8 protein-coding genes are annotated in these 12,608 nt (G+C 66.4%); 2 read left to right on the forward strand and 6 right to left on the reverse strand.

Features of this window, described 5'->3' with window-relative positions:
* Positions 1 to 115 precede the first annotated feature (115 nt).
* Positions 116 to 2,482, forward strand: a complete 2,367-nt coding sequence (locus AC3WUT_RS16400; protein WP_492348146.1) for a penicillin-binding protein 1A — start codon at positions 116 to 118, stop codon at positions 2,480 to 2,482.
* 158 nt (positions 2,483 to 2,640) lie between these two features.
* Entirely contained in the window at positions 2,641 to 6,366 is a 3,726-nt protein-coding gene (locus tag AC3WUT_RS16405; protein WP_492348147.1) for a glycosyltransferase, read from the forward strand.
* 65 nt (positions 6,367 to 6,431) lie between these two features.
* Here AC3WUT_RS16405 and AC3WUT_RS16410 read toward each other — a convergent pair whose 3' ends face one another.
* From AC3WUT_RS16410 to AC3WUT_RS16435, 6 genes are all read right to left on the reverse strand, one after another.
* Positions 6,432 to 8,285: an AMP-dependent synthetase/ligase gene (locus AC3WUT_RS16410; protein WP_492348148.1), complete on the reverse strand. Its 1,854-nt coding sequence runs from the start codon at positions 8,283 to 8,285 to the stop codon at positions 6,432 to 6,434.
* A 3-nt stretch (positions 8,286 to 8,288) separates the two neighbouring features.
* The gene (locus AC3WUT_RS16415) at positions 8,289 to 9,125 is read right to left on the reverse strand and encodes an ABC transporter ATP-binding protein (RefSeq protein WP_492348149.1); all 837 of its coding nucleotides are present in this window, start codon (positions 9,123 to 9,125) and stop codon (positions 8,289 to 8,291) included.
* The gene (locus AC3WUT_RS16420; RefSeq protein WP_492348150.1) at positions 9,122 to 9,967 is read right to left on the reverse strand and encodes an ABC transporter ATP-binding protein; all 846 of its coding nucleotides are present in this window, start codon (positions 9,965 to 9,967) and stop codon (positions 9,122 to 9,124) included. Before AC3WUT_RS16420 ends, AC3WUT_RS16415 begins: the two co-directional genes overlap by 4 nt.
* Positions 9,968 to 9,975: 8 nt before the next feature.
* Positions 9,976 to 11,052: a branched-chain amino acid ABC transporter permease gene (locus AC3WUT_RS16425; protein ID WP_492348151.1), complete on the reverse strand. Its 1,077-nt coding sequence runs from the start codon at positions 11,050 to 11,052 to the stop codon at positions 9,976 to 9,978.
* Positions 11,053 to 11,058: 6 nt separating this feature from the next.
* Entirely contained in the window at positions 11,059 to 11,934 is an 876-nt protein-coding gene (locus tag AC3WUT_RS16430; RefSeq protein ID WP_492348152.1) for a branched-chain amino acid ABC transporter permease, read from the reverse strand.
* Between the two features lie 234 nt (positions 11,935 to 12,168).
* Positions 12,169 to 12,588: an acyl-CoA thioesterase gene (locus tag AC3WUT_RS16435; protein WP_492348153.1), complete on the reverse strand. Its 420-nt coding sequence runs from the start codon at positions 12,586 to 12,588 to the stop codon at positions 12,169 to 12,171.
* Between the last annotated feature and the right edge of the window lie 20 nt (positions 12,589 to 12,608).

Genomic DNA, 12,608 nt, shown 5'->3' on the forward strand with positions numbered 1-12,608 from the left:
TTGGGTGCTTCCGTTATACGGCTCGCCCCTGTCTGCGCCACCGGCACTTTCCCTAGGACGGATGGGGGTGTGGGGCGCTTGTCGATAATGGGCGTTTTGTCTGAGCTCTCCACGCATGCGGTTTTCATTCCCTGACTCCCTCCGACCGGTCCGCCTGGGCAGCGCCTTGCGAGTGCATTGGCGCCGGGTGCTGGCCTGGGGGGCGCTGGCGCTGGTCCTGTTGTCGGTGCTGACCGTGGTGGTCGGCGTGCTGATGTACCCGAACCTGCCGGACACCAGCGCCCTGTCCAACTACCAGCCCAAGCAGCCGCTGCGCGTGTACACCGCCGACGGGGTGGAGATCGGCGGCTTCGGCAGCGAGCGCCGGGTGTATCAGCGCATCGACCAGATTCCCCAGCTGATGCGCGACAGCCTGCTGGCGGTGGAGGATTCGCGCTTTTACCAGCACCACGGCATCGACCCCATCGGCATCGCTCGGGCGCTGACCTCCATCGTCACCGGCGGGCGGCTGCAGGGGGCCTCCACCATCACCCAGCAGGTGGCGCGCACCTTTTTTCTGAACCGATCACGCAGCCTGGGGCGCAAGTTCAAGGAAGCCTTGCTGTCGCTGAAGATCGAATCCCAGCTCAGCAAGGACCAGGTGCTGGAGCTGTACATGAACCAGATCTACCTGGGCTCACGCGCCTACGGGTTCGAGGCGGCCGCACAGACCTACTTTGGCAAGACGCTGGCCGCGCTGACGCCGGCCGAATGCGCCATGCTGGCCGGCCTGCCGCAGAACCCCTATTTTGTGAATCCGATCCGCAATCCCGAGCGGGCCCGGGCGCGGCAACTGGTGGCGCTGTCGCGCATGCATTCCCAGGGGGTGATCAATGATGCACAGTACGAACAGGCCAAGGCTCAGAAGCTGCTCATCCGCAAGCTCAACGAGGTGGATGTGCACGCCGAGTACGTGGCCGAGATGGCGCGCCAGCAGGTGTATGCCCAGTTTGGTGAGCTCAGTTACACCACCGGTCTGAAGGTTGAAACCACGCTGCGTGCCGATGAGCAGGAGGCCGCTTACAAGGCCCTGCGCCGCACCTTGATCGAGCGCGAGCTGCGCCAGTCCTGGCGTGGCCCCGAGGGTGAAGAGACCTTGGCGACCGGGCTGTCCGACACCGACCCGGCCGTGGCCCAGAGCCTGTCTGACTACGACGACGACGATGAACTGCGCGTGGCCATCGTGACCCAGGCGGCGTCGAAGGCGGCCACCGTGGTGCTGGCCTCGGGTGAGGTGTTGCACCTGGAGGGCGCCGCCCTGCGTCAGATCCAGCCTGGCCTGGCACCCAATGCCAGCAACAAGTTGCGTGTGCGCCGCGGCGCTGTGCTGCGGGTGCTGCAGCAGGGCAAGGGCTGGGTACTGACCCAGTGGCCCGAGGCCGAGGGGGGGCTGGTGGCGCTGGACCCGGCCAATGGTGATGTGCGGGCCCTGGTGGGAGGCTTTGACTTTCACCGCAACCAGTTCAACCACGTGACCCAGGGCTGGCGCCAACCGGGCTCCAGCTACAAGCCTTTCATTTACGCCGGTGCCATGGAGCGTGGTGTGCAGCCCGAAACCCTGGTCAATGACGCACCGCTGAGCCATGTGGGGGATTGGTCGCCTGAGAACGACGACGGCAGCACCGACGGCCCCATCACGGTGCGCCAGGCGCTGATCCGCTCCAAGAACCTGGTCTCGATCCGCCTGCTGCAACTGCTGGGCCCCCAGGCCGCGCGCGACTGGACCAGCCGCTTCGGCTTTGACCCCGAGCGCCAGCCCGACAACCTGACCCAGGCCCTGGGCTCGGGTTCAACCAACCCGATGCAACTGGCCGGTGCCTACGCCGTGATCGCCAATGGCGGCCTGAAGGTCAAGCCCCAGTTCATCCGCCGCATCAGCGATGCGACAGGCAGGGCGGTGTTCGAGGCGCCCGAGATCACACTCACCGAGGCCGACCGCGTGGTGCCGCAGCGCAACACCTTTCTGATTGCCAGCCTGCTGCAGGACGTGGCCCGGGTGGGCACCGGGGCCCGCGCCCAGGCCGCACTCAAACGCCCCGACTTGTATGGCAAGACCGGGACCACCAACGATGTGGTGGACGCCTGGTTCGCTGGTTTCCAGCCGCGCATTGCCGCCGTGGCCTGGGTGGGCTACGACACTCCGCGCAGCCTGGGCAGTCGGTCTTCGGGGTCGGCGTTGGCCTTGCCGGCCTGGATCGATTTCATGAGCACCGCGCTCAAGAACGTGCCGGTGCAGGAGCTGCAAGCCCCCGAGGGCGTGGTGCGGGTCAATGGCGACTGGCGTTACAGCGAATGGGCCGAGGGCGGTTTCATCCGCTCGCTGGGGCTGGAGGATCAGATCGTCAGCCCGGCCCTGGCGCTCAGCCCGCCAGTGCCGCTGGTGCCTGTGGTCGGCCCCGGGCCCGTGGTGCCCGTGGAAGTGCCGGCCACCGCGGCCCGCTGAGCGGGGCCTGCACACCACCGTTTTACAATCTCGCGGCCCGGTTCGCCCTGGCCGACGGTGCCAACGCTGGGAAGACTCTGAAGCCCGGAGCCTGGGCGGGTGGTGCCGACGTCACTGATGTTGAAGGGTTCTCAGTCTTGTCGACGACAGAAAAACAAATGGCGCCCAGCCTGGCGCCCCAAGCGCAGCACCGCTTTCTCTGGATCACCCATGCCCTGGGCGGCGGGGTGGAGCGCCATGTGGCCGATCTGCGCGCGCTGCTGGCAGGCCGCGCCCGGGTCGATGTGCTTCGACCGGCCGGTGCCGGCCTGGTGCGCCTGGAGCGTGCCGAAGGCGGTGAAGAGGTCTTGAGCGCGGCGTCCTGGCCCCGGCTGGCCGCGGTGCTGGGTGGGCAGGGCTACAGCCGGCTGCACATCCACCATGTCGACGGCTTCGAGGCCGAGGTGCTTGACTTGCCGGGGCTGCTGGCCCTGCCTTACGACGTCACCTTGCACGACTACCTGACCTATTGCCCCCTGTACAACCTGTCCACGGCCGAGGGGGGGTATTGCGGCGAGCCAGATCTGGCCGGTTGCCAGCGCTGTCAGAAGGCGCGCCCTCATGCCTGGGGCCTGCCGGTGGCCACTTGGCGCGCCCTGATGCACCGCCTGCTGGCCGACGCCGACCGGGTGTTGGCCCCCTCGAACTTTGTGGCCGAGCGGGTGCAGAGTCATTTTCCCGATCTGCGCCTCACCGTGCTCGCCCACCCACCCCGGGCCGAATGGCTGGCTGCCCCGGTGCGCAGCGCCCGGGTGCTGTTGATCGGTGGCTTGACGCGTTTCAAAGGGCTGGACGTGCTGCGCCATTGCGCTGAGGCGGCTCGCCAGCAGATGCTGCCATTGGAGTTCACCTTGCTGGGCGCCCCCGAAGCCCCCATCGACGAGACCCCGGTGTTGCCGATCCAGCTGCGTGGCCCCTATGACGATGCGGACCTGCCGCACCGATTGGCACTGGAACGCGCTGATGTGCTGTGGTTTCCCGGCCCTTACCCTGAGACCTATGCCTACACCCTGGATGTGGCCCTGGCCTCGGGCCTGCCCATCGTGGCCAGCGCGCGCGGCGCCTTGATCGAGCGCCTGGCGCAACACCCCGGCGCACACCTGTTACCGGCCGACAGTCCAGCCGAGGTCTGGAACCAAGCCTTGCTGCAAGCCGTGCGAGCGCACCAGCCGGCCCCGGGCGAGGCCGAGCCCTGGCTTGACCTGCCGGCCCAGGCCCGCCTGCGCCAGGCCTATGCCGACAAGCTGATGCAGCCACTGGCGGGCGTGATGCCCGGGGTGCCGCAGCATCCGCTGCCTGACCTGTCGCCATTGCGGGCCACGGTGCCTGCCGGTGTGGACCTGCCCTTGCAGGCCTTGTATGACTACGGGGTGCGCTGTGGGCATCGCCAGGCGCGCGAAGTGCTGCAACAGCGGCTCGCCGAGGTGGCCGCGCAGCAGGCCTTGCTGGCCCGTGCGAGTGAAGCGGCGGGCAGGCCATGGCAAGAGGTATTCAGCAGTTATCTGGACGATGTTCAGGCGCTTCGTGGCGAGGTGTTGCAGGCGCAGCGACACTTGAGCGAGGCCCAGGCGGCCACCCGTGCCCAACAGGAGGAAACCCGTCGAGTCGAGCGCCTGTTCGAGTCGCGCGGCCAGGATCTGGTGCGCAGCCAAGCCCGCATCGAGGCGCTGGAGCAAAGCACCTCCTGGCGCGTCACCCGGCCACTGCGCTTCGCGAGCCGGGTGTTCAAGGCCTTGCGTTCGCGGGCGGGCAGCGCCCGTCGTCAAGGCCGGCGTGCCGTCGAGCGCCTGCCCATGATGCTGCGCATCTTGCGCACCGAGGGGCCGGCGGCCCTGGTGCGGCGCATCAATGACAAGCTCAATGCCCCGGCCTACCAGGCGCCCCAGCGCCCGGCGCCGGCGCAGGCCGAGATCGCGCCGCTGAGCCTGGCCACTTGCCCGGCAGACAAGGTGCCACGCTACTCGATCGTGATCCCGGTCTACGAGCAGCACCTCTACACCTTCAACTGCCTGAAGAGCCTGGGCGAGCACACCGACCTGTCGGATGTCGAGATCATCGTCGTGGATGACGCCTCGCCCAACCCGGCGGCCCAGGCACTGCCCGACCTGCAAGGCGTTCGCCTGGTGCGCAACCCGCAGAACCTGGGCTTCATCGGCAGTTGCCACCATGGTGCCGACCTGGCCCGCGGCGACATGCTGGTCATGCTCAACAACGACACCCAGGTCACGCCGGGCTGGCTGGCCGCGCTCCAGTGGGTGTTTGACACCCGCTCGGACGCCGGCCTGGTGGGCGCGCGCCTGGTCTATCCCAATGGCACTTTGCAAGAGGCCGGCGGCATTCTTTGGCAGGACGGTTCGGCCTGGAACTGGGGCCGCGGCGACGACCCCGAGCGCCCCCCCTACAACTACCTGCGCGAGGCCGACTATTGCTCCGGCGCCTGCCTGGCCATCATGCGCAACGACTGGGTGGCGCTGGGCGGCTTCGACCGGGCCTACACACCGGCCTATTACGAAGACACCGACCTGGCTTTCCGTGTGCGGGCCGCAGGCCAGCGCGTGTACTACCAGCCTCAGTGCACCATCGTGCATTACGAGGGCATCAGTTCAGGCACCGATGAGACCCAGGGGGTGAAGCGGCACCAGGTGATCAACAAAGAGGTGTTCTTCAAGCGTTGGGAGGGCGTGCTCAAGCACCACCGCCTCAACGGTGTGGAACCCCAGCGCGAGGTGGACCGCGAGGCCCGGGCCCGGGTGCTGGTGGTCGAGGCCTGCATGATCACCCCCGATCAGGATTCGGGCTCGGTGCGCATGCTGGCCATGCTGGAGCTGCTGGTCGAGCAGGGTTGCAAGGTCAGCTTTGTGGCCGACAACCTCGAATGTCGCCAGCCTTACGTGGCCCAACTGCAGCGGGCCGGAGTCGAAGTCTGGTTTGCGCCCTACATCAACTCGGTGGCCCAGTTGCTGGAGCAGCGCGGCAAGCTGTACGACACCATTCTGTTCTGCCGTCACTACATCGCGGCGCCCTACATGGCGCGCATTCGCGAATGGGCACCGCAGGCCCGCATCGTGTTCGACACGGTCGACCTGCACTACCTGCGCGAGCAGCGCCTGGCCGAGCTGGAGAACTCCTCGGCCCTGATGGGCACGGCGCTCAAGACCCGTGAACAGGAGTTGGGCGTGATCCGGGCCTGCGACGTCACCCTGGTGGTGAGCCCGGTCGAACTCGGTGTGCTGGGCCGGGAGGTGCCGGGCGCGGATGTGCGCATCCTGTCGAACATCCACGAGGTCGAGCCCGCCGGGCCGAGCTATGCCGAGCGCGAGGGCCTGCTCTTCATCGGTGGCTTCCGGCACCCACCCAACATCGATGCGGTGGAGTGGTTCCTGTCCGAGGTCTGGCCCCGGGTGCATGCGCGTCTGCCCGAGCTGATTTTCACCGTGGTGGGCAGCCACATGCCCGCGCGCATCCAGGCCATGACGGGCCCGGGCGTGAACATCGTGGGCTATGTGGAAGACGTGAACCCGCTGATCGCCCAGGCCCGCATCTCGGTGGCGCCGCTGCGTTACGGTGCGGGCGTCAAGGGCAAGGTCAACCAGGCCATGGCCCACGGCCTGCCCGTGGTGGCCACCGGCGTGGCCTCCGAAGGCATGGGCCTGCGCCCGGGTGTGGACCTGCTGGTGGCAGACGACCCCCAGGCCTATGCCGACGAGATCGTGCGCCTTTACGGTGATGAAGCACTCTGGAACGGCCTGGCCGCCAATGGTCGCGCCAACATCCAGCGTCATTTCTCAAGGGCCAATGCCGCCAAGACTCTGGCCGGGCTGGTGGCGCCCAAAACCCCGCACTGATCACGCGGGCTGCCCACTCCTTTGTGGCTCCCAGGCTCGTGGCGCCTGGGCTGACCGCAAAGGGGTCAATACATCGCCTCAATCCGCTCGGCGTATTTCTTCTGCACCAGTTGGCGCTTGAGCTTCATGGTGGGGGTCAGCTCTTCGTCCTCGGCGCTGAGCTGGGTGTCGAGCAGGAAGAACTTCTTGATCTGTTCGACGCGGGCGAAGCGGGTGTTCACCTGGTCGATCACGCCCTGGATCAGCTGCTGCACTTCGGCGGCTCGGGTCAGGCTGGCGTAGTTGCTGAAGGGCACGTCGTGGTCCTGGGCGTACTTCTCGACGTTCTCCTGGTCGATCATGATGATCACGGTCAGGTAGGGGCGGCGGTCGCCGATCACCACCGCATCGGTGATGTAGGGCGAGAACTTGAGTTCGTTCTCGAGTTCGCTCGGGGTGATGTTCTTGCCACCGGCGGTGATGATGATGTCCTTCATGCGGTCGGTGATGCGGTAGTAGCCGTCGGCATCGACCTGACCCACGTCGCCGGTGTGCAGCCAGCCGTCGGGGGTGATGGTCTCGGCGGTCTTTTCGGGCAGGTTCAGGTAGCCCTTGAAGACGTTGGGGCCGCGCACCAGGATTTCGCCGGTGGCGGGGTCCAGCCGCACTTCGTTGTAGCCGGCAGCCGGGCCGATCGAGCCAGGTTTGATGCGCGTGGCCGGCACGCCCGTGGCGGCGCCACAGGTCTCGGTCATGCCCCAGACCTCCAGCATGGGGACGCCGAGGGCCAGGTACCACTTGACCAGTTCAGGTGAGATGGGGGCGGCCCCGGTCACCAGGAAACGCGCGCGATGGATACCGATCAGCTTGCGCACGTTGTCCAGCGCCAGCCAGCGCGCCAGTGTGAACTGGGCTTTGAGGGCCGTGCTCACGGGCCGGCCGGCCAGCACCCGGTCGGCGATGCGCGTGCCGACGCCGATGGCCCAGGCATACACGGCCTGCTGCAAGGCGCTGGATTCCTTCAACGCGATCATCACGCCTGAGTAGAACTTCTCCCATACCCGGGGTACGGCGGTGAACACGGTCGGCGCGATTTCGCGCACGTTTTCGGGCACGGTCTCGGGGTTTTCGACAAAGTTGAGCCGGGTGCCGGTGTACAGCGAAAAGTACTCGCCGCCCAGGCGCTCTGCGATGTGGCACAGGGGCAGAAAGCACATCGCCTCGTCGTGCTCGTCACGCGCGATCAGGGTGTTGTAGCCACGCACGGTGTAGACCAGGCCGGCGTGGGTGTGCATGGCCCCTTTGGGCTTGCCGGTGGTGCCCGAGGTGTAGACCAGGATGGCCAGGTCCTCGGGGCGGCAGGCCTGAACGCGGCGCTCCAGCTCGCCCGCGTGCTGCTGCAGGTGGGCGCGGCCGCGCTCGCGCAGCGCGTCCAGGCTGATCACGCCGGGGTCTGCCAGTTCGCGCAGGCCCTTCATGTCAAAAACCACGATCTGGCGCAACAGGGGCAAACGCTCGCGCACCTCCAGTGCCTTGTCGAGCTGTTCGTCGTCTTCCACGAACAGCACGGTGGTGCGCGAGTCTTCGCACAGGTAGTGCACCTGGGGGGCGGCGTCCGTGGGGTAGATGCCATTGGCCACGCCCCCCGCGCTGAGCACGGCGAGATCGGCCAGCACCCATTCGATCACCGTGTTGGACAGGATGGAGGCGGTGTCGCCGGGGGCGAAGCCCAGGCTCATCAGCCCGCCTGCGATCTCGCGCACCGCCTCGGCCGTCTGGGCCCAGGTCCAGCTGCGCCAGATGCCCAGCTCTTTCTGTCGCATCCACACCTGCGGGCCACGGCGCTCGACCGCGTTCCAGAACAGGGCCGGGATGGTGTCGCCCGGCACCACGATGTCGGTGCTGGCTTGCAGGCGGTCGGGTTTCCAGAGTCCGGTCATGGCTTACCTCCAGTTCTTTTTCTTTTTCCAGCGTCGCTCGCCGCGCACGCCTTCGTCTTTGAGACCGAGGTAGAACTCCTTGATATCGTCCTTCTCGCGCAGGCGTTCGCAGCTGTCTTCCATCACGATGCGCCCGCTTTCCAGCACATAGCCATGGTCGGCGGCGTTCAGCGCCATGTTGGCGTTCTGCTCAACCAGCAAGATGGTGGTGCCGCGTTCGCGGTTGATGCGCACCACGATCTCGAAGATCTCCTTGGTCAGCTTGGGGCTCAGGCCCAGGCTGGGTTCATCGAGCAGGATCAGCGAGGGCTGGGCCATGAGGGCGCGCGAGATGGCCAGCATCTGCTGCTGGCCGCCCGAGAGCAGCCCCGCCTCCTGGGTGGCGCGTTCGCGCAGGATGGGAAAGTAGCCATACACTGCCTCGATGTCGCGCGCCACCGCATCGCGGTCGTGCCGGGTGTAGGCGCCCATCAGCAGGTTGTCGCGCACCGAAAGCAGCGGGAACACCTCGCGCCCTTCGGGCACATGGGACAGGCCCAGGCGCACGATGGCCGAGGGGTCGCGGGCCGTGATGTCCTGGCCGCGGAAGCTGATCGAGCCCTTGCGCGGGTCGATGATGCCGGAGATGGTTTTCAGAATGGTGCTCTTGCCCGCGCCATTGGAGCCCAGCACGGTGGCGATCTCGCCTTCGCGCACCTGCAGGCTGACGCCCCGGATGGCCTTGATCGGGCCGTAGGCGCTTTCCACATTGAGCAGTTGCAGCAGCGCCGGTGCCGCGTCTGCGGTCGGGCTGGGCAGGGCGGAGCGGGCGGTGTCTGGCTGGGCCAGGGTGGCGCTCATGCGGCTTTCCTTTCAAACCGGGCCCCGGTACCGGTGGGCCGGCGCAAGTTGCTCACGTCATCGATGGTGCCCAGGTAGGCCTCGACCACGCCCGGGTGGGTCTGCACCTCGCGCGGGCTGCCCAGGGCCAGCACCTCGCCCTGGTTCATGGCCAGCACCCGGTCGGACACGCGTGAGACCAGGGTCATGTCGTGTTCAACCATCAGCACCGTGATGCCCAGCTCTTTCTGGATGTCCTGGATCCAGTAGGCCATGTCTTCGGTTTCTTCGACGTTGAGGCCCGACGACGGCTCATCGAGCAGCAGCAGGCGTGGCTCGGTGCACAGGGCGCGTGCCAGCTCGACCACCTTGCGCACCCCGTAGGGCAGGCCGGCCACCAGGGCATCGCGGTGGTGTTGCAAGTCCAGCAGGTCGATCACCTCTTCGGCCTTTCGCCGGGCCCGCAGTTCGGCCTCGCGGGTGCGGCGGGTGAAAAACAGATCGCTCCACAGTCCGCTGTCGCGGTGGGTGTGCCGCCCGATCAGCAAGTTGTGCAACACGGTGGCGTGCTCGAACAACTCAATGTTCTGGAAGGTGCGCGCAATGCCCAGTCGGGCGATCTGGTGTGGTGGGCGATCGGTCAGGCGCAACGGGCCCTCGGGGCCGGCGTAGTCGATCTCGCCGCTGGTGGGGGTGTAGATGCGGCTGATCAGGTTGAACACCGTGGTCTTGCCCGCGCCATTGGGTCCGATCAAGGTGAAGACCTCGCCCTGGCGCACCTCGAAGCTGACCTTGTTGACCGCCAGCACGCCACCGAAGCGCACGCTGAGATCTCGGGCCGATAGAAGGATGTTGCTGTCCATCGGTGGCCTCATTTCAAACGGTCGGACTTCTGGAAGGACTTCTGGCGCTTGAACATGCCCTTGCGATAGAACGGGAACATCTGCAGCCAGGTGCGCACCTTGAGCCAGCGCCCATACAGGCCCAGGGGCTCGAACAGCACGAAGGCGATCAGCACCACACCGTAGACCAGGCCTTGCAGGCCGGGGGCCTGGGCGATGGCATCCGGCAGCGAATCTTTGGACAGGGCGATCACCTGTGGCATCGAGATCAGGAACAGGGCCCCCAGAAACGCACCATGCACCGAACCCAGGCCGCCGATCACGATCATCAGCAGCAGGTCGATCGACTGCAGGATGTCGAACTGGTCGGGCGAGATGAATTGCAGTTTGTGCGCATACAGCGCCCCGCCCATGCCTGCCAGGGCGGCCGACAGTGCAAACGACAGGCTTTTGTAGCGGGCCAGGTGGATGCCCATGCTCTGGGCTGAAATTTCCGAATCGCGGATGGCCACGAAGGCCCGTCCGGTGGGTGAGCGCAGCAGGTTCAGGATGCCCAGTGTGCTGGCCACGGCGATCACCAGGCAGACAAAGTAGAACGATTCGGCGCTGTCGGCCTTCCAGCCGAAGAAGTCGGGGGCCTGCACATGCTTGCCGGCATTGCCCCCGGTCACGCTCTCCCAGCGGGCGAACACCTCCTCGACGATGAAGCCGAAGGACAGCGTGGCCATGCCCAGGTAGATGCCCTTGACCCGCAAGGCCGGCAGGCCCACCAGCAGGCCCGCGGCGGCCGACAGTGCGGCGGCGCAGGCCAGGGCCAGCGGAAACGGCCAGCCCAGGCCGCACAGCGCGGCCTGCGTATACGCCCCCACCCCCAGGAAAGCGGCATGCCCCATGGAGAACAGGCCCGTGAAGCCTGCCAGCAGCATCAGTCCCAGGCCCACGATGCCGTAGATCAGCACAAAGGTGAGTTGGGCCAGCCAGTACTCGGGTACCAGCCAGGGCGCCGCCAGCAAGGCCAGCAGCAAGAGCCCGTACCAGAAGCGGTGGCCGCCATGTTTGGCCAGGCGGATGTCCTGGTCGTAATCGGTCTTGAACAGAAAGCGCATGGTGGGTCAGACTTTCTTACGCAGCTTGTCGCCGAACAGGCCATTGGGCTTCAACATCAGCATCAGCAACACCACGATGTAGGCCGCGATGTCCTTGAAGCCTTCGGGCAGGTAGAAGCCCGACAGTGATTCGACGATGCCGATCACCAGCCCGCCGACAATCGCCCCGGGCAGGCTGCCGAAACCCCCGACCACGGCCGCCGGGAAGGCTTTCAGGCCGATGAACCCCATGTTGGCGTGCACGAAGGTGATGGGTGCCAGCAGCAGGCCTGCCACCGAGGCCACGGCCGCGGCCAGCCCCCATACCAGGCCATTGAGTCGTTTCACCGGAATGCCCATGTAGTAGGCCGCCAGCTGGTTCTGCGAGGCCGCCTGCATGGCGATGCCCAGCTTGCTGTAGCGGAACATGGCAAACAAGCCGGTGCACAGCACGGCGGTGGCGGCGATCACCACGGCCTGCTCGGCGTTCAGCACCAGTCCGCCCAGGCTCAGGCTCAGGTCCTTGTAGGGCACGGGCAGGGTGTGGGTTTCTGTGCCGATGTTCGGGATCATCGTGACCAGGCCGCGCAGCACGTAGCCGATTCCGATGGTGAGCATCACCACTGAAAACGCGGGCTGCCCCAGGATGGGGCGCACCACGGCGCGCTCCAGCACGATGCCGAACAGGCCCATCGCCACCAGGGTGGCCGGCACCGCGAGCCAGAAGGGGAAGCCCAGCACCGTCATCAGGCCCAGGCCGCAGAAGGCGCCCAGCATCATCAACTCACCCTGGGCAAAGCTCACGGTTTCAGTGGCCTTGTAGATGAGCACAAAGCCCAGCGCGATCAGGCCGTAGATGCAGCCCTGAGAGACCCCGCTGATCAGCAGTTGCACGAATTGCACATCGGCTCCCCAATGATTTATGCCAAGCGATTGCTTGGCATAAATAATGTAGCGGTGCGGGCCGAGGCCACACACTCGGGGCTAACCCTGAGCATGTGCCATGCATGTGCCATGCATGTGCCATGCATTTGCCAGCGTCGGCCTGCAGGCGCATGTTGAGGCCCGCAGCCGGGCTCTGCCTATCGGGGAAAAGGCGCTATCGCAGTGAGCGCGCCTGAGGTAGAGGAGGCGGCTTCAGCTGCGCGGAATCTCGCGCGGGCGGCCCTGCTCATCGATGGCCACATAGGTCAGCGTGGCATGGGTCACCTTGATGTACTGGCCCTGTGACCGGAAGCGCTCGGCAAACACTTCGACCCGCACCGTCATCGAGGTGCGGCCGATGCGCTCCATCGAGGCGTAGAACGACAGGATGTCGCCCACCCGCACGGGTTGCTTGAAGATGAACTCATTCACCGCCACGGTGGCCATGCGGCCCTGGGCGTAGCGCGCCGGCAGCACCGAGCCGGCCAGGTCGACCTGGGCCATGACCCAGCCGCCGAAGATGTCGCCGTTGGCATTGCAGTCGGCTGGCATCGGAATGACCTTGAGCACCAGCTCCTTGTCTTGCGGCAGGGGTTCTTCAAAGGCCCGCTGGGCACTGGGTTGGTCGGACATGGGCACAATCTCTTGGTTTC

The sequence above is a fragment of the Curvibacter sp. EU05-FHT14A10 genome (assembly GCF_058791075.1).